We start from the raw sequence: 23,899 nt of genomic DNA, 5'->3' as shown, positions 1-23,899 counted from the left end.
CAGTTGTACTGAAAATTTTCAGTATAGGATAGTAGGTTTTAAGGAGTTTTCGAAATAATGAAGAGAATTGGGTTTTTCGTGGCGAGTTTTGTTTTTTTGTTTGTAATGGCCTCGGTTTCTTTTGCTCAGGCTGTTCCGGCTACCAAGATCGGTTGGATCGTTACCTCAGATTTTGGGGATGAAAAGGCGGGCATTACAAAATATCTGAACGCAACAAGGGCGGTTGAAACCGAAATGAGGCCGCGCGCAGTAGAACTGCAAACATTACAGACAAAGATCAATACGATCGCCGATGATCTTACAAAAATGACGACAAACTCTGCGGTTCCGGTAGACCCCAAGGCGGCTGCGGCCAAGCAGGAAGAAGGCCAGCGGCTTCGACGGGAATACGAGTTCAAGCAGAAAGAAGCTCAAGCTGCATACGAAAAACGTCGTGCTGAGGTCATCGGGCCGATAACCAATAATATTCTTCAGGCTTTGCAAGAGTATGCAAAATTGAAGGGATATGCAGTCGTTCTCGATGTGACAGCTATGGGAGCGGAAAATCAGCCAAGTCCGGTCCTCGTTTTTGATCCTACTGCTGATATCACTAAGGATTTCATTACTTATTACAACGCTCGTCCGGCTACTACGGCTACTAAATAGTCTATAAGCGATTTTCATTGCGAAACATTCCATCAGCCGGTGAATTGTGATTTACCGGCTTTTGGTTTATATAATGTCTATTCGCTCAGGTGTTATGACTATACTAGACTCGATCCAGATACAAGAGATTTTGCCGCACAGGCATCCGTTTTTGCTCGTCGATAAGATCGTCGAGCTGGAACCGCGTGTAAGGATAGTTGGTATCAAACAAGTCACGATCAACGAGCCTTTCTTTGCCGGCCATTTTCCCGGTGTTCCGGTTATGCCCGGCGTTTTGCAGATAGAAGCATTGGCACAGGTCGGAGCGATTCTCGCACTTCGCGAATTCGAAGACCGCGACAGTAAAATTCCATTTTTCACCGGTATCGAAAACGCAAGGTTTCGCCGCCCTGTTGTACCGGGAGATACGCTGATGCTCGAGGTCATTGCACTTCGCATCGGCTCAAAAGTCCAAAAAATGCGAGGCATTGCCACCGTAGATGGAAAGGTAACAGCCGAGGCAGAAATATTGAGCATCATTGCCGATCGAAACGACAGATAGGAGTAAATTAATGGACCCAAGTAACATTACAATGACGCAATGGATTTTGATTGGAGGGGGCCTGGGATTACTGACCGGGCTCGTTCCGCTCATCCTTGGTTTTGTTAAAAAGAACCTGAAGGTTGGCCTTCTTGGATTTTTCGGCTCGATCATCGGCGGCGCTGTTCTCGGACTTTTGCTTGCGATCCCGGTCGCGGGAATTTTCACTTGGCTGATATTAAGAAGCTCGGTCAAGAGTGCTGAAACAGAAAACGCAGCATAATTCAATCGATCCTAAACTCCTGAGTATTTAATGGGTTCATTTATACACGAAACTTCGATTGTCAGTCCGAATGCGAAGATCGGCGATGAATGCCGGATAGGGCCGTTCTGCTCTATTGGTGACGACGTAACGCTTGGCGACCGCGTTCGTCTCGATTCGCACGTAGTAGTTGATGGCATAACTTCGATCGGCGACGACACACGAGTGTTTCCGTTTGTTTCGATCGGCCTTGCGCCGCAAGACCTGAAATATGGCGGCGAACCAACGCGTACCGAGATCGGCAAAGGCAATCAGATCCGCGAATTTGTAACGATACATCGCGGAACGGAAGGCGGCGGCGGCCTGACAAGGATTGGCGATGACAATCTGCTGATGGCACAGGCTCACGTTGCTCACGATTGCAAACTCGGCAGCGAGATCATAATGGCAAATGCGGCGACGCTAGCCGGCCACGTCGAGATCGCGGACAAGGCGAGCGTCGGAGCATATTCCGGCGTTCATCAATTTTGTCGCGTTGGCTACGAAGCCTTCATCGGCGGCTATTCCGTCGTGGTCAAAGACGCACTGCCATTTGCGATCATTCAAGGCAACCACGCCAAATGCTACGGCCTTAATCGCCTGGGAGTAAAACGTCGCGGCTATTCGAAAGAAATAATCGAAAGACTAAACCACGCCTTTTACTTGTTGCTCTCATCCAAACTGAACACGACACAAGCGGTCGAAAAAATCCGCGAAGAAATAGCTGATTGCAAAGAAGTCGATCTGCTCACTGCCTTTATTGAAAGCTCAAAACGAGGAGTCGTAAAATAGATGGAATCAGAAGAGCACGTTCTCGAAGGATTTGGCAAACGCATCCAGCGCTGCTATGGGTGTTTTATCGCATATCATCTCAAAGATATGTACCTCGGCGAGGATGTCACATTCTTTTGCGAACACTGTAAGGACGAGACAATGTTCCATTTTGACGATTTCACAAAACTGCTCGACATCAGCAAGCTTAACGAGGTCACCGGCGAGCATCATCATTGATCTTTTCCACCTTTCACCTTTTTCCTTTAAAATCGATTTGTGGCCGAAAATAATAAAGCGAGCAAGCCGTCTTTAACCGGTCTGGCACGCCGTCTAGGAAAGTTACCGGCAGATAAAAAGCGCGCTGCTTTGGAAATAAGCGCGGCTCTGGCAGGCGTGTCTTTGCGCGTCAGCCGTGAGTTTGTTGCGGCTGTTCCGAAAGCTGCAAAGATATTATCTGCCGACGATCTGCGAAATTGGGGCGAATTTGGCCGGCGTCTAGCGATGGGCAACGCAGACACAGGCTCAAAGTTTTTTGCCGATGGTGTCACTAGCATAAAGCGTGTGCCTGATGCCTCTCGTGCTGCGGTATTTCAGATCTGTATGCGGCAACTTGTATTGTCGAGTTCGATCGCTCTCGATACGTTTCGGCTTGTTCCCAGTATTGCCACTCAGATCCAAGATGAAACCCTTCTGGCTGACGTACTGAATCTCGCAGTAGAGATCGCTCAGCGTTCGGCAAAGCACAGCGCGGAATTTCTCGAACACACGCCTGCGGTTGCGGCCGCACTTGGCCGCTTTGACGACGAAAAGTCAGCGGTTTCCGATTCGGTGCTTTCGCTTGCTTTACAATTTGCCAATCGAACCGGCGGCATGACTGCTGAACTGTGGGCAGATCTGCCCGCATCGCTTACAAAATTGACCGCTCAAAACGCTATCTTGTTAATGCTTCGTGCAGGCGAATTTCTCGAATTTGGCGGTAGCGTCACGCTTCATTTTGTGTCGTCCGGCAGCGATGTATTGACCGCAACCGAAGCGGCGTTTGAAGACTGGTGCAAGCTGGCCCGCATAATAGCCAGCCACGGCAACGCCGTTCTGATATCATTTCTGCGGGCAACGCCTAAATTTTTTGGTTCTTTCAGCAAAAAGAAAAAAGCAACACCCGACGACATTCGCCGCGTGCTGCAATTGACCGCAAAGATCGCTGATAACGATGCAGAAAGCGCACTTGCTGCTTTTAAGTCGAGCGCAGGGGCATTGAAAACAGTTTCTATCGAGCAGTTTGAAGAATGGGTCGAAACCGGCATTAACGAACGCGAGGCCGATTCGGCAAAGGCACGACGCAGTTACTTTGCGCTAGAGACACGAGCGTCTAACGAACGCCTTCAGGAAACGCGGCTTGGCTTGCCGTTGGAAAAAATACAATCCGTTTTGCGGATGTATGTCGAGGCACTGACCGGCAAAGAGATCGAGATCGCACCGCTCACGGCAATGCCGCAGGAATCGCGGATCGGCGATGGGAAAACGATCTATCTTCCTGCGTCGGTCGCCGAATTTGACGACGACGAGATGGATTTTCGTCTCTACAAAGTGCTGGCCGCGCACGGTGCCGGGCAGATTGAATTCGGCACTTTCGAACGCGACACCAAAGACCTCAAGGCGGCGTTTGCAGAGCTCTCCGAATTCTATTCGGCTACCGCAGATGAGCTTGATGCGTTCTCGCTCGGCGGATATATCGAGGATGTACAGAAAGGCGAAAAGGCATTGAGCGATGAACAAATTCAGGTTGAGATCAAAAAACGCCGCAAGAGATTTCCTAAAAATTCCGATCACAAAGTCGTTCTCACCGCATTTCCCGAACCGCGTCTTGCTCGAAAGATATTCGGTACGATGGAAAATGCGCGTATCGATGCACGTCTCAGACAGACCTATCGCGGACTTGTAAAAGATCTCGATCTGATGCAGTCATTCTTGAGATCAAATCGCCCTTATATCTTTGATCTGCCGATGCATCAGGTGCCGTTTGAGTTGTTGTTTCAGATCACACTCTGCGGCGGTGCGACGGATGATGCGCGGCAATTCTATGGCACGGTTGTGTCGGAGATCGAAACAGTGATCGAATCGTATCTGACGCTGCAAGGTGCGACCGTTGCCGATTCGCTGATGGCGACGAGCCGCGTGTATAACCTGTTTCAGAATATTTCGCCGGAACAGACACTGGAAACTGAATCGGAAAACACCGAGGAAAAGAGCGATTTTGTTTACGACGACAAAAATGCCGCTGAGGCCGTGACCGAGGAGCAGATCAAACGCGAACAGCAAAAAGAAACTCAGGACATTCGCGATCTCTTCAATGCCTGGAACAGCCTCGACGACGAAGGCGAACCTGACGACCTGCAGGGCTCCGAGGCATGGTCGCAGAACGAGATGCCCGAACAGGCGCTCGAAGCCGACGATGTCGCGTTCGCCTACGACGAATGGGACCGCGAGTTGAACGATTACCGTGTCGGCTGGAGCCGTGTGATCGAGAAAAAGGTAAAGCAGGGCGACCGCAACTTTGTCGAATTGGCGCGTTCGCGGTATCGCGGCGTGATCTCATCGATCAGGCATCAGTTCCAGTTGATGAAACCCGAAAATCTGACCCGCATCAATCGCGAAATCGACGGCGAGGATTACGACCTAAACGCGCTCGTCGATTTTGTCATCGATCGTCGTGCCGACGGCCGTCAATCGGAAAATATTTACACAAAACGATTGCGAAAACAGCGGGACGTTGCGGTTTCGATATTGCTCGATCAATCGTCATCGACCGCCCGCACGATCACGCGAAATCCGCTTCAGCCTTACACACATCCGGGTCGGCGGATAATCGAGATCGAAAAAGAAGGCCTCGTGCTGATGAGCGAAGCTCTTGAGGCCGTCGGCGATGTATATTCAATCAACGGCTTTACGAGCGAAGGCCGACGCAACGTGAAATTTTATGTCGTAAAGGATTTTGAAGAGAAATATTCCGACGAGATCGAAAAGCGGATCGGCGGAATAACGTTTCAAAACAATACGCGTCTCGGAGCCGCGATCCGTCATGCGTCTGCCAAATTGCTAAAACAAGAGGCTCGCACAAAACTGCTGATAATCCTGACCGACGGCCGGCCGTACGATCACGATTACGGCGACGCACGCTATGCCCGCGAAGACGTTCGCGAGGCACTGACCGAATCTAAAACGTCCGGTGTCACGCCATTTTGCATCACCATCGACCGCGAATCGGAAGCAGAATTGAAGGATCTTTACGGTGACGTCGGCTACACTATCATCGACGACGTGCTCAGTTTACCCGAACGAATGCCGAATATTTATCGGCGGTTAACAAGTTGAAATGGATGGATGTCTGAGATAATTTTTGCTCTGAGAAAACCTTGTGTCCAAAAGAATGTCATATTGGGTCTATTACAATATTTTTAGATTTGAATCCTTAATTAAGTCTATTTTCTTTTATCCAGCATATGTATTTTTTCATAGACCGCTTATTACTGACATTTCGGATATGCGGGACCAAGATGATATTTTTCGAGAAAAACTATCAATCGAATTAAAACAAGGGAAGGGAACTACAGCCCCGAGAATCGTCACGGTAACAGCGATGTTTCTTTTTGCTACTCCTTGGAACCTTTTCTGTGGATTATTTCATGTTAATAATCTAACAATTTGGATTACCGGTTGGGTTATCACGTCTACAGTGGCTTTACTTGTTGTCTTAAAGGCTGATTGTCCTAGTAAGTACCTTAAAGATTTCAAGAAACGAGAACTTAATGCGAAAAAAAATCACCAGGGCAGCTCTAGGTGCCTTTCTAATATTGATAGGAATCTGGCTGGTGTTTTTTCTTAGCTCTATCTACTTTCTTAACAATTCAAGAATTTGATTCTCCTTAACAACAAGAATGAATATCGTCTCGCTCGAAAATATCTCAAAGAATTACGGGTTTGGAACTCTTTTTGAGAATGTGACCATCGGCCTCGAAGACACTGACAAGATCGGAATAATCGGTGCGAACGGCTCCGGAAAAACAACGCTCTTACGGATCATTGCGGGACAGGAAGTGTCCGACACCGGCCGCGTAACTCGCGCGAAAGGCAAAACGCTTGCGTACCTTTCACAAAATCCAGCATATGACGAAAACCTGACCGTGCTTGAGACGATCTTTGCATCGAGCAAAGGCGTGATGCAGACGATCCGTGATTATGAGGCCGCGTGTCATGATGTTGCCGGCGGAATTCACGACGCCGCTTTGCTCGAACGTATGTCCGAACTCCAGCATGAGCTTGAGATAAATGGTGGTTGGGAGATCGAGGCCAATGCCCGTGCGGTGCTTACAAAACTTGATATTACAGACACCTCGGCAAAAATGGGCGAGCTTTCCGGCGGTCAGCGAAAGCGCGTCGCTCTTGCCCACGAACTCATTTTCAAGCCAGACATCCTGATTCTTGACGAACCGACCAACCACCTCGACGCCGACACGATCGAATGGCTCGAATCGTATCTCGCACGCTACACCGGAATGCTGCTGCTGGTGACGCACGACCGGTATTTTCTCGACCGCGTGACGGACCGCATCTTTGAGGTCGATCGCGGTACGGTGCAGAATTTTAGCGGCAATTATGCCTATTATCTCGAAAGAAAGGCCGAGCAGGACGAACTTCGAGCGGTCGAGGGCCACAAGCGGGATCAATTAATTAGAAAGGAACTCGCCTGGCTCCGACGCGGTGCAAAGGCGCGGACGCGAAAATCCAAACATCGAGTTGAGGCGGCCTATTCGCTGATGGCGACGCCAAAAGAAGCGGTAAAGGGCGAGGTCGATATTGCTATCGGCTCAAAACGGCTTGGTTCAAAGATCATCGAGATCAACAGTGTGTCCAAATCATACGGCACAAACACACTCATTAGTGATCTCACCTATCTGCTAAAACGCGACGACCGCATCGGCATCATTGGTGCAAACGGATCGGGCAAAACGACGCTGCTCGAAATGATAACCGGCCGCGTTGCTCCGGACAGCGGCGAGATCGAAACGGGAACGACCGTGCATACCGGCTATTACGATCAGGAAAGCCGTGCCCTGAATGACGATGAGCGCGTAATCGATTACATACGCAACGTCGCGGAATACGTGACGACCAACGAAGGCGTTCAGATAACAGCGGGCAAGATGCTTGAGCGATTTCTCTTTACGCCCGCCGCTCAATACGCTGTCATCGGCAACCTCTCCGGCGGAGAACGGCGGCGTCTGTATCTGCTGCGGATCTTGATGAGTTCGCCAAATGTCCTGCTGCTCGACGAACCGACAAACGACCTCGACATTCCGACCTTGATCGCCCTCGAAGAATACCTCGACGATTTCGCCGGTGCTCTCATCGTCGTCAGCCATGATCGCTACTTCCTCGACCGCACGGTCGAGAACGTCTTCCGCATCGAACCTGGCGGCAAAGTGCGAGAATATCCCGGCGACTATTCAGCCTATCTGGAAGCCCGTGAAAGGGAAGGTGCCGAAGGGAAAACGGAGGATATTCCCAAAACAAAAGTCGTTGCGTCACCATCGATAGCTGCTGATAAGCGAAAGCCAAAAAAACTAAGTTTCAAAGAAACCCGCGAACTTGAGGCATTAGAAATTAGTATTGCAGCAGCTGAAGCAAGATTTCCCGAGATCGAAAAGGCGCTTACACTCGCCGCAAGCGACGCCGGAAAGGTTCACGAACTTTTTACCGAACAGCAAAAATTGAACGAAGAACTTGAGATCGATATGATACGCTGGGCCGAACTCGCGGAGAGAGCTGAAGAGTTGAGCAATACAGCCGTCTAAAAAGAAAACGGCCAAGTGGCCGTTTTCTCTTTTCATAAAAAATGGTGGCTGGAGAGGGACTTGAACACTCGACCTCGGGGTTATGAATCTTGTTGTGGCGTTTCGGCTTGCTTGGATAAGTTCACAACTCTTTTGCCTGGTTGTACTTAGTATTTGTGTCAGTTTGTCCTAGTTTGTTCAGACGAGAGGTGTTTTGAACATTTGGCACACCTTTCGCACACAGTTCGGGCACTGATTAAAACACTCCAGAGGCGTCTTTTTTAAGTTTATTTAGATTATAGTGAAAAACATACCCTACCTAAAACGGTTTCAGTTTGGAAGGATGGATATGTCCGTTCATTGGCTGTCTAGCGGTCTTCGGTCGGGCCAGCTCAGCAATTCCAAGACAAACTTCTCGAGGAATTGCCGCCACTTCATTCTGGACCCTTCTTCTGCTATCCTGCCTACAATAATCAATTTTTATAAGTAGAAATTCAAGTTATGGTTACTTTCAGGTTATCCGGTGTTAGGTATTCTGTGAATGATATGACAGTCAGAAAAAAGGTTACCGTCGCGGCTATCTTGAGTTTTTACTTTTTTTTACTTTGCACGCTGGCGGTTAAGGCTCAATCTCCTCCATCAACAGAACAGAAACTCATTTTAGCCGAAAAGACATTTAATGAAGCAAATGTTATTTATCAGCAAGGTACACCGGAATCCCTGAGGTTGGCACTGGAAAAGTTTGAGAGTGCAGTCAAACTTTTTAGGGATCTTGAGGATAAGAAAAATGAAGCTAAAGCGCTATTGACCATCGGCGAAATTTATATCGATTTAGGTGAGCGAGCAAAGGCGTTGGATTATCTCGGTCAGACACTGGCCGTAGTGAAGCAAGATAATGACACACAGACAGAAGCTCCCCTTTTAAACAGTATTGGCGAGGTTTATGATGGGCTTGGCGAATATAACAAAGCAATTGAAAATTACGAGAAAGCCTTAGTAGTAACAAGACAAATCGTTAACGAAGACCTTGAAGCCATCATACTAAGCAATATCGGTTTAGTTTATATATATTTAGGTGAAAGACAGAAAGCTCTCGATACCCTTCATCAATCCCTGGAAATCAAGCGCAAGATCGGTAATAGAGGCGGGCAAGCCGTCACGCTTGGCACAATTGGCGGGGTTTATTATACGTCCGGCGAGAATCAGGAAGCATTAAAATATTTCACCCAATCCTTAGTGCTTATTCGTCAAGCGGGAAATAAGACGCCAGAAAAAAAACAAGAAGCGCGCAGTCTAAAAAATATTGGTGCGATCTATATAAGACTAGGAGAATATTCAAAGGCATTCGAATATCTAACACAGTCTTTATTGCTCAGAAGACAAATCAATGACAAAGATGGCGAAGCCACGACCTTGCGCAACCTAATGAATACTTGTGTGGGCCTAAAACTTCCGCGCTATGCTGCTTATTTCGGAAAGCAGTCCGTCAATGTTTATCAACAACTCCGCGCAAATATTCAAAGCCTTGACAAGGAAACTCAACGCTCTTACCTTAATTCGGTGGAAGATTCCTATCGGTCTCTCGCTGAAAATCTGATTGCCGAAAACCGGCTTGCAGAAGCCGAGCAAACGATCAATTCATTCAAGGATCAGCAGTTTTTTGATCTAGATTCAGTGTCTTCAAAAAAGCCTGTACGACTGACTCTCACGCCTCGTGAAGCTGACTACGCTGCTCGATACGAAATAGAGAGTAAAGCCGTAACCGAAATTGATACCCAACTCGAAAGCCTCAAGAATGAGATCGGAGAACGGCAGCCAAATACAGAAGAATCTGCACAAATCAAAACACTCGAAAATGATCTAAAAAATGCAAAGGAAACATGGCTGAAGAGTATCAATAACGGCCTAGTCGAATTTGCGACTCCCCCTGACGACAAAGATAGAGTTCCGGTTATTGCTGATCTTGTGGAAATGCAAGCTGCGCTGACCGAGCTCTCGCAGCAAACAGGACAAAAAACGGTTGCTGTTTATCAGTTTGTTGGAACGGAAAAATATAGATCATTGCTGATCACACCTGATTCGATCGATGGTATTTCATACCCAGTAAAAGGGATGGACCTGAATCAGAAAGCCTTGCAATTGTGGAGGTTGCTGCAAACGCCAGACTATGATCCACAGCCAATTGCGGCCGAACTCTACAAAATGGTATTCGAGCCTCTGGCCGCTAAATTACCTAAGGACACGAAAACGATTCTTTGGTCGATGGACGGCAATCTCCGTTATGTGCCGATGGCGACTTTGCACGACGGCAAGGGCTATCTTGTTGAACGCTTTAATAATGCCATTTTCACCCGCGCTGATAAAGAACGATTGACCCGATCCGTTTCAGGCAGTTGGACCGGGACAGGATTGGGCAGCAGCAAGGAGCACAAAGTTGAAATTCTCGGTAAGAAGTTTACTTTTGAACCGCTTTTTGGTGTCAAAAATGAAATGACACGAATTTTCGGAAGGAATAATCCGAATGGAATTTTTCCAGGCGAGGTTTTGCTGGATGCTGAGTTTACCAAAGCCGCCATGCTTTCATCTTTGAGAAAACATCGGCCGCTGGTGCATATCGCCTCGCATTTCAAATTTGAGGCAGGAGACGATTCTCGTTCATTTTTGATACTAGGTGATGGTTCGACGTTCACTCTGGATGAAATGAAAAACGAAAAAGGGTTGTTTGGCGGTGTCGAACTCCTCACTTTGTCGGCGTGCCAAACTGCCGCACAACGTCCAGACGCTACAGGAAAAGAGGTTGACGGCTTTGCTGAATTGGCACAAAGATTGGGCGCTGGATCAATAATGGCTTCGTTGTGGGAATTGTCGGATGATTCGACAGCTGAACTAATGACAAGGTTTTATCGGACCTACAATAACGAAAAAACAAGTAAAACTGAAGCACTTAGAAAAGCCCAACTATCGTTGCTCAAAGGGTATTATAAAGATAATCCCACTACACGGCGTCGAAAAGCTTTTGGTGAAGTGATTGACGTTTCTAACATTAAGATAGAAATAGCAAAATTACACGCCCATAAACCCGGGAAAAATGCTCCGTTTGACCATCCGTTTTACTGGGCGCCATTCATTATCATTGGGAATTTCAAGTAGCTCACGGTTTCAAAATTCTGAATGTCCGTTCCCAGAGTTGGTCATTTTGAGAACTTGATGTTTCGCCGAAAATGACCAGCTTGTATTCACCGGGGACTAAGCCTCGCTTTGGCACGGTAACCGACACCTTCCCTCCGGTTTTTATTTTTGAGAGATCTTGAAGACGCTGCTGACCGAAAACGAGTCCGCTGTCGGCCGACACAATTTTCACGCTGTATTTGTTATATGAGTCTAGTATATTCGGCTTTTGAAAAACGATTCGCAAATTCCTGACACCCTTGGGAATAGACTTTTCCGGCATCACGCCTTGGCTGCGTAGGACAGGTCCCAAGACCAAAGCAACATAGCTATCCTGTTTTCTGTCTTGATTTCGAGTCTTTGGATAAACAGTTGCTGGCGGAGGCTGTTTTTTGTTGCTTGGCTGCTCCGGTTGAGGCGGTTCCACATAAACGCTCGAATCTTCGTTTGTGACACGAACATCTTGGTTGGTATCTGGCAGTTGCACAATTGCCAATTTAGGTAAGTTAATCGTGAGTGATCGCCAAACTACGCCCCCCCCGATCAATAAAACAGTGATTATTGCCCCAAACGCCGCGGCTGGAACGCCTCCAGATACGAATTGACGAAAGACTGATGTTACTTGAGCAACCCATCCTATTTTCGTCGCTAGTCTGTTTGTATCAGTTTCATCTCCAGAAACTGCTAAAACTCGACTTATTGCCGCTGACAACGTAACCTCCTGAACAAGGTCCAATTGTCCAAGCAAATTCGTCTGAAAACCCATGAGTTCATCGTTATCGAGCTCGCCGGCAAGGTAGTCTTGGATCAGGTCGTCACGAACGGCAGCAAGCAATTCAGATTCTTCGTCGTTATCGAACCACGCCGCTTCAAATGCACACCTATCTCCTTCGGTCAAAAACCCAAGCCAATACCTGCGCATCTGATCTATTTTTTCTTCTTCGTTCAATGTTACCTACTTAGACAAAAATAATATTTCACGATTAACAAAACCAAACTCACATTCTTGCGAATGTCCATTTCCATTAATAAATGGTCGAAACCTGAAAACACTACAAGGTTTCCAGAGCAAAATCAGGCCCGAGTTTTGATCGAACACAATCTTTGATCTTGGTTCGGATCCGCGAGACTGCAACAATTAGTGTGCTTTTCGTCTTGCCAAGCTTTTCCGCCAGGGCGTTTCGCCGGTCTATTTTTTCTCGCCCTCTTCCTTCATCATAGATAGCGAGAATTTCCCTTTCCTGGCCTGATAGTCGGTCTCTGCATTTGACGACGGCATCAAGACCAATTTCACGTTTGATGCGATCATACATATCTTCAACTACTGATTCGGTTGTGTTAGCTAACTCCGTGGGGTTATCAGGATCATCAATCGATACAAACCGCCGGGACCGGCGAATATTTTCCAACAAAACAAGCCTAGCAACGGCGAAGAAATAAGCCCTCGAACCTCTGAGTTCAAGGGCTTTACCTTCCGCAAGTTGCTTTGCGACGCGGTCAAGTGTCTCGTCGGCAAGCATATCCGCATCTACCGCTGTTCCATTTGTCTCGAAGTATCGAACAAGCGAGCTTCGGGTGCGGATATATTCGGAAGTGGCATCCAGTCCATCTTTTTGAATAGCACCAATAAGCAAATCAAGGGCATCCGCAGTCAATGTCCATCTTGCTTTGTTCTGTGTATCTCGCATTTCTCCGAATCAAATTTTGGATGAGTTTTGGAAAGATTACACTTTGTATTAAGTAAAAACTACTTATAATTACCAAAAATAACAAATGGCGCCCAATAGAACGGATGAGCAAGTGGAGCGCTAGCTTTCGTTTTGTATGGTATTTTGTATGCGTTGTCTATTTTGATCTCAGCGTAAAAGTTTTCCGAATCTTTCGCCCTACGTTTATTATTTAACGGTGTGCGTTTGATCTGGCCGTTTAGTAACGAAAGCTGCGCCTGCTGTAATGCCTGAGCCTTGGTTGCTCCGGTTGATTTTCGATCTTTACGGTAAGCACCATAGAAGTTACTCATCAAATCCGCAGTGGAAATGTCATCGACGTCCCAAAGCGAGGCCATGACCGCTCCAGCGCCCAATCGTTGTGCCAATTCAGCCAGTGCATCGACTTCACGTCCATTTGCGTCAGTCAGCTGCGATGCTGTTTGACATGCAGAAAGCGTCAATAGCTCGACGCCTTTGAACAGATCGCGTTCGCGTTTCATTTCATTCAGAGTAAAGACATCTCCATCGCCCAGCAAAAGAAATGAGCGGGCTTCATTCCCGGGTTCAAATCTAAAGTGTGATGAGATGTGAACAAATGAACGAGGCGTTTTTAGCTCGGCTAGCATTGAGGATTTTGTGAATTTGTCGTCCAACAAGACGTCCCCATCATATAAGCCCTTTGAGTCAGCCTGCTTAAAAATGCGACCCATCTCAAAGGTTACCTGGCCTAGCGCATCAAAGGCGAAACGTTTGCCCTGTAATTCAACCGTATGGGCCTTTGTGGTTCCAAATCCTGCTCCTGTCCAGTGAGTCGATACCTGACGAGTAAGTCTCTCTTTGTCGGCACGAGTAAATAGCACATTTTGATACTTTTCGACCAGATAATTCCTTCCGTCATACAATGCTGCAACCGGGACGTAGCGCAGACTGCCGTCCAGAGACCAGAGAATCGTTCTCGTATCTTTTGGCAGTTTTGGCGCCAGCGGCGCAAAAACTATTTTATAAAGATCTGCGGCAAGTGGACGCGGATCACTCTCCGGTGACTGTAACAGCTTCCACAACTGCAAGGCTTTCCGGTTGAGTTCCGCACCTTTTATCGGGTAAGAAGCCACTTCAATCGAGTCGGATGTAATCAACAGCGAACTGTATTTTTCATCGCCAACGAATTGATAAACAGCAGCCGTTTTTTGTCCGGTCTGCTGCGAAAGCTCGCGCATAGCGGTTTGCATTTCTTTCAGGTCGGCAATTTCCGGGATTTTATCCTTCTCGTCGGATGGCGCGGCAAATTCGATTTCGGCTTGTTTGATAAAATTGTTTAATTCGTCCTTCGCGGTTTTGAGCTGCAATTCGAGTTGCTGTAATTGTTTGGCTTCATCCTCATTCGGCGGACGATTTCCTACTATGCGCCGGAGTTCCGAAATCTTGCCGCGGGTTGCGCCAATTTCATTGAATATCCGATCAAAACGTGAAACCATTTCAGCTTCACGGGGCGTGAACGACAGCGGATTTAATTGTTGTTTTTGTTCAAAATCAAAAAATTGTTGATCTTTGAAAACATTAAGAGCTTGTTGAGCTTCAGCCAGGCGACCTTGTGAAATCAACAAGTCGATTAGTTCTCGATAACTGCGTCCAATTTTTCGCAGAAAACTTTTTTGAGTTTGATAATCTAAATTCTGCTGCGATTGTCGAAGGTTTTGTAGATTATTTACGGAAAGCTTTCCGTAACATCCGGCCAGCTTTGACATGCCGAAAGATTTATAAGCAATCATCAGATTTAATAAACCTTCGGCTTCCAATTGTTTATTGCCGACTTCCCGGCTGATTATCAGCGAGTTTAAATAATGCTCAATCCCGCTCAGTTTTTCGCCCAAATCAAAAAGAATCACACCAATATTTTGCAAGGTATGGGCTTCACCGTTTTTGTCACCGATAATTTTCTGAATTGACAATGCCTGCTCGAAAAATTTAATTGCTTTTAGTTTTTCCGTCTTGCTATCGGAATTTTTATAAACGGAGGCGATACCGGACAGAACGTTTGATTCGCCGTGTTTGTCATTCAGATGTTTAAAAATAGGCAGAGCTAAATTGTAATGTTCAACGGCTTTTTGGTTCTGACCAATTTCAAGAAACAATCCGCCGAGATTTCTTAATACTTGGGCTTCGATTTTTTTGTTATTAGGTAAAAAAGTTCTGGCTATAATTAAAGCCTCTTGATAATGAGTCAACCCTTTCTCGGATTCGCCCAAACTTGAGTAATTTTTGGCAATCCCGTTTAGGGCATTCGCTTCGCCCAACTTATTGTCGAGCTTTTTCCATATATCCAAAGATCTATAGAGGTATTCGAGCGATTTTCCGTATTCGCCAAGCGTGTAATATAAAAGGGAAGTATTGTGGAGTGTCGCTCCCTCATCAGGATAATTCTCGACGGCATGAAAAAGCGGAACTGCTTTTAGACTGTATTCGAGCGCCTTCCGAATTTCTCCAAGCGAATAGTATTGAACGGCAATGGTGTTCAGTGCGTCCGCTTCGCGGTTGGTTTCTCCAATACTGCGAAATATCGTCAGGGTTTTTTCATAATATTGGATAGCTTGCCGTAATGATTGTGCGGTACCGACTGATTCAATTTGACGGCCTTGCGTAAATATTTGTTCGGCGGCAACGCGACTTTTGTCTTTTTCAGTTGAAATTCTCAGTTCTTTAATTTCTATCTCATATTTGGCGGGTGTCGCCGTTTTTTCAAGCGACCGCACTTCCAGACGGTAGTTTCCTGAGATTTCGGCAATTATTGAAACCGCTTCAGGTCCATCCGCTCCGTTCGGGCCGTCAACTTCCCACGATTTTTTGCCGTTCGGGTCAAACAGAGTCACGACCACATCAATCCCTTTTTGTTCAACGACGAGATTGAGAAAATGCCCGGCGGTCAGCTCGAGGTTATACGAATGGACGTCGTCGCCTTTTAGCTCGCGTTCGAGTGACTTCCCAGAAATTAAGAGTGGATGCTGGGTTTCTTGTCCGCGAACATGCGGCAAAACACAGACTAGCAAAACCACTAACACCCCTCCAATTGCTGGCATCCGCATAATATTGATCTCCGATTGTTCAAGGATTATCGATTAATTGATGAGATTTTTCAAGCTCCTTATTCTTAGCCACGTCCAGGTTTCCATCCATTTCCATTGTTTCACTTCACCGCAAACCAGTTTTTAAAAAAATGTAGTGTTTTTTTCTTCGAGTCATTCCTTAATAGATATTGAGATCAATTTCGAAAAGGAGAAAAAAGAATGAATCACTTAACTACTAAATTATTGCTAACCATAGCATTCATATTCTGTATTTCAGGAAGTTCCGCGGCTCTTCCGAGACGGGGATTTATGCTGGATACGCTCTCGATAAACGTGGCAAAAGCTCAGCATGATGTGAATCTGATCGCTGACGACGGTGGAAATCTTGTTCGGTTTCCGATCTACTTCAGTACTTCATACTGTGATGTTGGTTGCTGGTTAAGCTTTGCAGAGCAAGTACAGGCAGTAGCAAATTCGCGTGGAATTGTTACGGTTTTGGATTTTCATCACCCCGGCCCCTGTCCTCCCGGATCAGCGAATTGCTCAACAATTACTGATGAAAATAATTTCGTCGCCAAATGGGGATTGTTTGCTCAGCGTTTCGCGAATAAGTCGCGGGTTTGGTACGACCTGTTGAATGAACCGGCGAATTCAGATTGGAGCCGAATTGCACTCCGCGCTGCGCAGACAATTCGAGCGCATGATTCACACAACGCGATCGTTTACGCTGCCCGCGGATCAACAACGAGTCAAGCATCAAGCTCTACTTTTCGCCCATTGCCCGGCATTTCAAATCAAATTGTCGAATTTCATTTTTGGGATTGGTGGCCAACTGTTCAATTCTACGACCCAAGCGTTTCCAGTCGTTATCGGTACGTTGGAAGTGCTGGTAGTGCTAGCAGCACGGCCTATACCCTTGCTCAGTTACAGGCAAAACTTGAAAACGTGCGCCGATTCGGGGCTACTCATGGAGTTCCAGTTTATATCGGCGAAGTCGGGATAAACCGGAGCCACCGAGACGCAGCAAGATTCCTGCGTGATTTTACCACCGAGTGCAAAACGAAAGGAATCCACCTGACTGTCCATGCATTCAGAGAGGCTGATGTTTGGAATTATGAATTAAACCAAGACGCTTGGCGGATCCTAACTAGCTGGCTCCGAGGTTAGGGCTGTTCAGTATCCCTTAGAGATACACGTTCTTTGAACTTTTTCGATTTGGAGGAAATATGAAAACACACAGGTTTAGCAACGTAATACGTCTCGTTCTAGTCGTTTGTTGTTTGGCATCGGTTACTACAGCTCGGGCCCAATCGGGAGGTAACGGAAAAGTAACAATCGCGGTGACATCATTTGGAACTAGTGAGTACTACTATCCATCATTGAGACAGAATCTGGGTGCTGCACTTGTCAACGAACTTGTAAACAACGGCAGATTTACAGTCGTGGATCGAGCACGGGTAAACGCTGCCATCGAGGAACAAGGATTTGGACTTACCGGTTTTGTCGATGGCCCCACCGCGGCGAAAACCGGACGACTATTGGGTGCACAATTTCTGATAACTTTAACCCCAATAAATTTCAGTGAAAAGTCTGGCCGAGTTTGTTCGTTTTGTCCGCGGATACCAGGTATAGACAGGTATGCATCCAGTTACTCAGCCAAAGTGAAGTTCAATCTTCAGATAATCGATTCAACATCAGGAGTAATCGTTTTTTCAAAACAGTTCAATGCGGATCAAACCGCCTTTGGGATGAATTCTTATGGCAGCGGAGGCTGGCTCGATATTGACGGCTTTCGAAGCAATGCAATGCCAAACGCAGTTGAAAAAGGCATGAAGAACGCCGTTTTGGAGATTATCCAGAAAATCGGCTCCGTTAAGCCTGTAATAGTCGCAACCCCAGTACCTCCCGAAACTACCGCAAAAGAATGCGCGATCCCTCTAAGTGCAAAAAACAAGCGAATCATGGTCGTGATTCCCGAGACACATATCTCGCAGAGAATTCCAGACCCCGCGGGAGAGACCGAAATTATCAAGCGATTAGTGGCACAGGGATTTAATGTTATTGATCAGTCGCAAATTGCGGCTATCCGCAACCGTGAAAAGGTACTTACAGCCATCAATAATCCTCAGGCTGCTGCGGCTCTGGGAGTTGAATTTAGAGCAGATATTATCATTATCGGCGAGGCTTTCAGCGAATTTTCTAGTCGCCAGGGTCGTTTTGTTTCCACTCGAGCCCGCGTCGAGGCCAGAGCGATTCAAACCGACACAGCCAGGATCCTCGCAACCGACGGCAAATTCGGAACGGGTTTGGACGTCGCCGAATTTGTATCGGCCAAGGGGGCTCTCAGAAATGCGGGCGGAGAATGGGCTGATTATTTCATCGGTCAAATGTGCGAATCATCCTCAGGCTCCGCCTCCTCGACCTCCGGTGTTGAGATACTGATCTCAAATATCAGTTGGGACCAACTAAGTCAGTTTGCCAGAAATGTCGAACGGATCGCTGGAGTTCGCAAGGTAAGTAAAAGTATGACGCTAAATGTTGCCCGTCTGGACATACAATTCGATGGTTCGACTGAGAAAGTGGCCGACGCGATCTCGTCCGCAAGATTTGGCCAGCCGCGAGTCAATATCATCGGGGTATCAGGTAACAAGATCGAGATCGAAATAGCGAAATAATATCGGAAATTTCCGGCTTGAACGAATATTGAGGAGTAAATATGAAAAAGAAATCCGTATATGTGATGTCCCTTTTATTGGTGTTTTGTTTTGCCAAAGTGGCGAAATCAGTTTGTCTGACGCCGACATTTGATACTTTGCCGGCATTGACGGTCAATCGTCCGCTGGCATTAGCGCCGGGAGATTTTAACCGCGACGGAAAACCGGATCTGGCGATTTTGCGAGACAGTTTGTCCCCCAACGGTGGTTTGGTACAAATCTGGCTAGGCAACAGCGCTGGCAGTTTTGCCTGGACGGGCGTTGACTACTCCGCAGTGGAGTCAAATGTTGTAGGAATTACCGTGGCAGAACTGAATCAGGATGGCTTGCTCGACCTTGCGGTTGTCGGCGGTCCAAGTTCAAATTATGTTGTTGCCGTATTATTCGGCAACGGCAACGGCGGTTTTAGCACCCCGACTTCATTTCCAATTGGAAGTGATCCAGAAGATATAGCGACAGCGGATTTTAATAATGATGGCAAGATAGATATTGTAACTGCTGATTTTAACGGCAGAGTTGCGGCTATTTTACCGAACAACGGCAACGGCAATTTTGGGACGGCTATCACAATACCTACCGGAATTACTGGCGGCTCAAATCCCGCGCCGATTGCCATAGTCACGGGCAGTTTCAACGGGGATAACAACCCGGACTTTCTGACCGTTAACAATAACGATACAGTTTCAGTTAAACTTGGGAACGGAAACTTCACTTTTAGCAACCCGCCGACCGTCCCGTCCAACCTAGCCGGGAGCCAACAGGATATTGAAATTGGAGATTTCAACCGCGATGGTGTCATGGATCTTGCAACTGCAAGTTACTCCGCCAGTGCACCTGGAAGTGTAGTGAATATTAGATTAGGTGCCGGAAGCGGCCTATTTTCCGTTCCAACACCTAACACCTTTCCGGTTACAACCTCAGCCAATCATCTCGCTGTAGCTGATCTTAACGCCGATGGCAAGCCCGATATTGCATCGGCAAATAATGGCTCATCAGGCAGCAATAATCTTACGATACTTCTGAACGCAGATGCCGGAAATTTTAGCGGAGCGTATAATTTCACTGCTGAAGTTGGGAGATCGGAAAAGGTCTATGCGGTTGATTTCGACCATAACCGAAGCCCCGATCTATTAGTCTTAAAAGAAGTAGGTGACAACAAAATAGTTCGATTGAAGAACACCTGCACATTTCCCAAACGCTCAACCTTTGATTATGAGGGCGACGGAAAGAGCGACATTTCAGTTTTCAGGCCATCAACGGGAGCATGGTACTTGCAGCAATCCCAGAACGGTTTCTTTGGGAACCAGTTTGGCCTCTCGACAGACAGAATCGTGCCGGCGGATTATGATGGTGACGGCAAGACGGACATTGCGGTTTATCGGCCCTCGAACGGTTTCTGGTATATCACAAACAGCTCCAATGGTGCCTTCTCATATTTCGCATTCGGACTGGCCGAAGATCTCCCGACGCCGGCCGATTACGACGGCGACGGAAAAGCTGACCTTTCTGTGTTTCGCCCTTCGACGGGCACATGGTATCGGCAAAATAGCTCAGATGGAGTTTTCGTTTCAATTCAATTCGGTTTGAATGGAGACAAGCCGACGGTTGGTGATTTTGACGATGACGGAAAGTCTGACATTGCTGTATTTCGACCGTCGAATGGCTCATGGTACAGGCTCAACAGTTCAAACGGCTCATTTTTTGGCGTTCAATTTGGCATATCTACTGATCTAACGGTTCCCGGCGACTACGATGGAGATAACAAGACGGACATTGCCGTCTATCGCCCATCGAACGGCTTCTGGTATGTGCTGAGCAGCTTGAACGGAGCGGTGACGTATTTCAACTTCGGGCTTTCTTTCGACATTCCGGCACAGGACGATTTTGACGGCGACGGAAAAGTAGATATCTGTGTTTTCCGTCCATCAGACGGCAAATGGTACCGGCAAAACAGCTCAGATGGCTCCTTTGTCGCTTTCCAATTCGGTTCAAATGGCGATAGGCCGACCCAAGCCGCTTTTCGATACTAATAAAATTGGACTTTCGTGAAAATTAGACGGGTGAGACTTTTCTTGCCCGTCTTTTTCGTTTAAATGGGCTTGTGATCAAATCCGAGCCACGAAAAAAATCGTGTAGTGTTTTCGCTCTTCCGTCATTTCTTATTAGATACGGAAAATTTCAATTCTAAAAAACGGAGAGGAACCATGAAAAAGAACATTAACACCAGAGCATTTTGTTTCAACGTAAGAGGATATTACGCGGCCGCAGCTCTTGCTGTGATATTGACGATCAGCGGAATCGGCATGAGCCAAACCGGAGGTAGCGTGAGTATCTTTGGCTTGCCCGCAAGCGACACGCTCGGTCTCGGTTACCCATTCGGAGTCGCAGAGGCTACGACTGCGATCCTATACGACCAGACGAGCGGTAATAGCGGTCAGAAAACGGATTCAACTGACTTTTCTCTCATAAGTGGTCCCCCAACTTGGAATCTGTATCGCGAAGTAGCTGACGATTTCGTTGTTCCTTCGGGGACCGTATGGAATATCACGCAGGTAAATGTCGTGGGCAGTTGGTATGTCAATTCCTCCTCAGCTCCAATCGGCTTAAATGTCAGGTTTTATACAAATTCGATCCAGAATTTACCTGGAAATGTGGTTTGTAGTCCCGGAGGAACTGTTATAGCAGGTGCAGCCACTGGTAGCTTCAACATTCAATTGTCCAATGGATGTTCGCTCTCGGCAGGCAAATACTGGCTTTCGGTGCAAGTGGTAGGAAAGACCAACTCCTCTAATAATGTGTCGAGAGAGTGGGGATGGAACGACAGAACTCAGCAAAGCAATTCCGCCGCCGCATTTGTCCAAAGAAACGGCAATCAGACTTGTCAACAAGGTTGGCATGTGAAAATGACATCGAATTGTTGGGGGCCCTCCAACCGACCGGACAATATTTTTCAGCTGCTCGGAACGGCAACCACCGCACCCACGGCGAATCAGGCAACAAATATCACTACCAATAGTTTTACCGCAAACTGGAGTTCAAGTCCGGGGGCGACCGGTTACCGTCTTGACGTCTCGACAAACGGCAATTTCAGTTCCTTTGTGGGCGGTTACAACAATCTCAATGTCGGTAATGCAATCAACGAGAGTGTTACCGGACTGAGTCCAAATACAACGTATTTCTACCGCGTACGTGCCTACAATGTTGCCGGCACAACTGGCAACTCAAATACTATCTCTGTGATTACATCATCGTCCTCACCGACGGTAACAAATACGCCAACTAGAACCTCGACTGGCACTCCTTCCAATACACCCACGTATACACCAACGAGCACGGCCACACCTACAAGAACGGCCACAAAAACACCCACAAACACAGCAACGGCGAGTCCCAGCCCCCACATGCCACCGGCTTCGCCCCTTGCCTATCCGGCAACAAACATTACGAGGTATAGCTTCACAGCGAACTGGCGGATGACTGGCGGTTCGGACGGCTATCTGCTAGACGTATCAACAAACTCAAGTTTCACCGCATTTGTTCCCGGTTACAATAGCCTTGATGTTGGCAATAGTCCCGGCATGCTGCTGAGTCGGGAAGTTTCGGGCTTGAACTCGAACACGACCTATTATTACCGCGTCCGGGGCTACAATTATCTCGGCATTGGCAGCAACTCAAACGGGGTATCGTTACAAACCACTGCCAACACACCAACCAGCACTCCGACGGCCACACCGCCAATATGCGTCTCGATGCCCTCAAGACTGATCTCGTTTTGGCGGGGTGAGGGAAACGCGAATGATCATTTTGGTCGGAGCCATGGCACACCGATGAACGGAGCCTCTATCTCCGCAGGCAAGGTCGGACAGGCCTTTAGTTTTGACGGGATCGATGATTTTGTTAACGTGCCTGATGCAAGCACGTTAAATCCTAATCGCTTGACGATCGAGGCATGGGTAAACCTGAGTAGTTACAAATCAGGCGGAAGCATAATTGTCGCAAAAGACGATAACACAAATGGGCTGCGTGATTACCTATTCCAGGTTGTCGGCGACGAATTAAGATTTACATTATTTTTTACTGACGGGACGCGGGTAACCGCTGTTGGGCAGGGGTTGGCCCTTAACACATGGCATCACGTTGCCGGCACCTACGATGGCAGCACCGCAAAGATCTATATTGACGGTTCTTTAGTGGGTTCTGCGGCTGGAGTGGGGAATCCTAATAATACATCGACACCATTTAGGATCGGAAGCACCAACCAGACGGGTCAACCGCGGTTCTTCGCAGGAAAAATAGATGACCTATCGTTCTATGATCGTGCGCTTTCCGCCGCTGAGATACTGTCGTTGTACAACGCCGGTTCGGCTGGCAAGTGTGTTTCAGCAGCCCGGCCCGACAGCGGCGTGACTGACGAAGCATCTGAACTGCCGGAGATCACGGGTAGGTTAGTGAACTCGATGGGACAGGGCATTCCCAACGTACAAGTGACGCTTACCGACACGACTGGCAGGAGTTTCTTTGCGGTCACGAACGGGTTTGGATTTTACCGGCTCGGCGATCTTGAACTCGGACAGACCTATACGATCAGCGCGGCATCGGGAAACTATAGTTTCATACCTTTGACGGTCAGTATCACAGATCAATCAATTGATGTTGATATGATCGCGGAGCAATAGAGAATTGGCTTGAGGTCTCCCACTACGAGCCACATTTTTGCTTGTATTTGAATGTGTTTAGGTTTATATTACCTTCTAATTTACTTTTTCACACAATCTTTCTTGCTGTATAAGACGCAACCGCGAGGTTGTTCTGATGAGCGTGAATTGTGTTGTTTTCAACAAAACACAAAGAGGAGATGGGTTTATGCCGCGCAGATTTTCATTCCATCGTTCCAATTTTTCAGATCGATTTTTTTCATTCGCGTTGATGGCCGGTTTACTTTTTATACCTGCCGTAATCTGTGATGCGTACGCCCTAATTGCTTCAGATAATTTAAGACCGTCTTTTGGTGGTGAGCGTTCGGCTATTGGTCTACAGAAGCCTTGGAAGCCTAATTTTGGTTTATCGCGACTAAACGGGCCGAACCTGGACCGGAGGGTGGGAAGCCCGACTTCCTTTGGATTGGACGGTTATACTGGGGCACCGAATTTAAATGGCCAATCTCAAAACAGTATT

The 23,899-nt window shown here is 47.3% G+C and carries 15 protein-coding genes; 12 read left to right on the top strand and 3 right to left on the bottom strand.

Annotation, left to right across the window (positions count from 1 at the left end; all coding sequences use genetic code 11):
- The first annotated feature begins 57 nt into the window (after positions 1 to 57).
- From IPL32_05870 to IPL32_05835, 8 genes are all read left to right on the top strand, one after another.
- Positions 58 to 645 carry an OmpH family outer membrane protein gene (locus IPL32_05870; protein MBK8465340.1) on the top strand — a complete coding sequence of 196 codons (588 nt, stop codon included), beginning with the start codon at positions 58 to 60 and terminating at the stop codon, positions 643 to 645.
- A 94-nt stretch (positions 646 to 739) separates the two neighbouring features.
- A complete protein-coding gene (gene fabZ, locus IPL32_05865) occupies positions 740 to 1,186 on the top strand; it encodes a 3-hydroxyacyl-ACP dehydratase FabZ (protein ID MBK8465339.1) in 447 nt (148 codons plus the stop codon).
- A 10-nt stretch (positions 1,187 to 1,196) separates the two neighbouring features.
- Positions 1,197 to 1,448, top strand: a complete 252-nt coding sequence (locus IPL32_05860; GenBank protein MBK8465338.1) for a hypothetical protein — start codon at positions 1,197 to 1,199, stop codon at positions 1,446 to 1,448.
- A gap of 30 nt (positions 1,449 to 1,478) precedes the next feature.
- Positions 1,479 to 2,258: an acyl-ACP--UDP-N-acetylglucosamine O-acyltransferase gene (lpxA, locus tag IPL32_05855; GenBank protein MBK8465337.1), complete on the top strand. Its 780-nt coding sequence runs from the start codon at positions 1,479 to 1,481 to the stop codon at positions 2,256 to 2,258.
- On the top strand, positions 2,259 to 2,477 hold the full coding sequence (locus IPL32_05850; GenBank protein ID MBK8465336.1) for a hypothetical protein: 219 nt from the start codon (positions 2,259 to 2,261) through the stop codon (positions 2,475 to 2,477).
- A gap of 39 nt (positions 2,478 to 2,516) precedes the next feature.
- Positions 2,517 to 5,612 carry a VWA domain-containing protein gene (locus IPL32_05845; GenBank protein ID MBK8465335.1) on the top strand — a complete coding sequence of 1,032 codons (3,096 nt, stop codon included), beginning with the start codon at positions 2,517 to 2,519 and terminating at the stop codon, positions 5,610 to 5,612.
- A gap of 563 nt (positions 5,613 to 6,175) precedes the next feature.
- Complete coding sequence (locus IPL32_05840; GenBank protein ID MBK8465334.1) at positions 6,176 to 8,092, top strand: ABC-F family ATP-binding cassette domain-containing protein; 1,917 nt, start codon at positions 6,176 to 6,178, stop codon at positions 8,090 to 8,092.
- Positions 8,093 to 8,617: 525 nt separating this feature from the next.
- Complete coding sequence (locus IPL32_05835) at positions 8,618 to 11,221, top strand: CHAT domain-containing protein (GenBank protein MBK8465333.1); 2,604 nt, start codon at positions 8,618 to 8,620, stop codon at positions 11,219 to 11,221.
- Position 11,222: 1 nt separating this feature from the next.
- On the opposite strand, the gene IPL32_05830 is transcribed toward IPL32_05835, so the two are convergent.
- The 3 genes from IPL32_05830 to IPL32_05820 form a co-directional block, all read right to left on the bottom strand.
- Entirely contained in the window at positions 11,223 to 12,188 is a 966-nt protein-coding gene (locus IPL32_05830; protein MBK8465332.1) for a hypothetical protein, read from the bottom strand.
- 103 nt (positions 12,189 to 12,291) lie between these two features.
- Entirely contained in the window at positions 12,292 to 12,927 is a 636-nt protein-coding gene (locus IPL32_05825; protein ID MBK8465331.1) for a sigma-70 family RNA polymerase sigma factor, read from the bottom strand.
- Between the two features lie 59 nt (positions 12,928 to 12,986).
- Complete coding sequence (locus IPL32_05820) at positions 12,987 to 16,022, bottom strand: CHAT domain-containing protein (protein ID MBK8465330.1); 3,036 nt, start codon at positions 16,020 to 16,022, stop codon at positions 12,987 to 12,989.
- 207 nt (positions 16,023 to 16,229) lie between these two features.
- Here IPL32_05820 and IPL32_05815 point away from each other — a divergent pair, with 207 nt between their 5' ends.
- The 4 genes from IPL32_05815 (at position 16,230) to IPL32_05800 (ending at position 23,400) form a co-directional block, all read left to right on the top strand.
- Entirely contained in the window at positions 16,230 to 17,177 is a 948-nt protein-coding gene (locus IPL32_05815; protein MBK8465329.1) for a cellulase family glycosylhydrolase, read from the top strand.
- 59 nt (positions 17,178 to 17,236) lie between these two features.
- Positions 17,237 to 18,685 carry a hypothetical protein gene (locus IPL32_05810; protein ID MBK8465328.1) on the top strand — a complete coding sequence of 483 codons (1,449 nt, stop codon included), beginning with the start codon at positions 17,237 to 17,239 and terminating at the stop codon, positions 18,683 to 18,685.
- A gap of 41 nt (positions 18,686 to 18,726) precedes the next feature.
- The gene (locus IPL32_05805; GenBank protein ID MBK8465327.1) at positions 18,727 to 20,754 is read left to right on the top strand and encodes a VCBS repeat-containing protein; all 2,028 of its coding nucleotides are present in this window, start codon (positions 18,727 to 18,729) and stop codon (positions 20,752 to 20,754) included.
- Between the two features lie 174 nt (positions 20,755 to 20,928).
- Positions 20,929 to 23,400 (top strand): fibronectin type III domain-containing protein, encoded by a 2,472-nt coding sequence (locus tag IPL32_05800; GenBank protein ID MBK8465326.1) that lies wholly within the window; start codon positions 20,929 to 20,931, stop codon positions 23,398 to 23,400.
- The last annotated feature ends 499 nt before the right edge of the window (positions 23,401 to 23,899 follow it).

Origin of the sequence: Chloracidobacterium sp. (assembly GCA_016711345.1) — a bacterium.
In the GTDB taxonomy this organism is placed as follows: Bacteria; Acidobacteriota; Blastocatellia; order Pyrinomonadales; family Pyrinomonadaceae; genus OLB17.
The sequence above is the reverse complement of the archived record's forward strand: the minus strand, read 5'-3'. Positions and strand labels throughout refer to the sequence as shown.

Coding starts and splice junctions, on each gene's coding strand:
- IPL32_05870 (MBK8465340.1), top strand. CDS start 58: ATGAAGAGAATTGGGTTTTTCGTGGCGAGTTTTGTTTTTTTGTTTGTA.
- fabZ (MBK8465339.1), top strand. CDS start 740: ATGACTATACTAGACTCGATCCAGATACAAGAGATTTTGCCGCACAGG.
- IPL32_05860 (MBK8465338.1), top strand. CDS start 1,197: ATGGACCCAAGTAACATTACAATGACGCAATGGATTTTGATTGGAGGG.
- lpxA (MBK8465337.1), top strand. CDS start 1,479: ATGGGTTCATTTATACACGAAACTTCGATTGTCAGTCCGAATGCGAAG.
- IPL32_05850 (MBK8465336.1), top strand. CDS start 2,259: ATGGAATCAGAAGAGCACGTTCTCGAAGGATTTGGCAAACGCATCCAG.
- IPL32_05840 (MBK8465334.1), top strand. CDS start 6,176: ATGAATATCGTCTCGCTCGAAAATATCTCAAAGAATTACGGGTTTGGA.
- IPL32_05835 (MBK8465333.1), top strand. CDS start 8,618: ATGACAGTCAGAAAAAAGGTTACCGTCGCGGCTATCTTGAGTTTTTAC.
- IPL32_05825 (MBK8465331.1), bottom strand. CDS start 12,927: ATGCGAGATACACAGAACAAAGCAAGATGGACATTGACTGCGGATGCC.
- IPL32_05820 (MBK8465330.1), bottom strand. CDS start 16,022: ATGCCAGCAATTGGAGGGGTGTTAGTGGTTTTGCTAGTCTGTGTTTTG.
- IPL32_05815 (MBK8465329.1), top strand. CDS start 16,230: ATGAATCACTTAACTACTAAATTATTGCTAACCATAGCATTCATATTC.
- IPL32_05810 (MBK8465328.1), top strand. CDS start 17,237: ATGAAAACACACAGGTTTAGCAACGTAATACGTCTCGTTCTAGTCGTT.
- IPL32_05805 (MBK8465327.1), top strand. CDS start 18,727: ATGAAAAAGAAATCCGTATATGTGATGTCCCTTTTATTGGTGTTTTGT.
- IPL32_05800 (MBK8465326.1), top strand. CDS start 20,929: ATGAAAAAGAACATTAACACCAGAGCATTTTGTTTCAACGTAAGAGGA.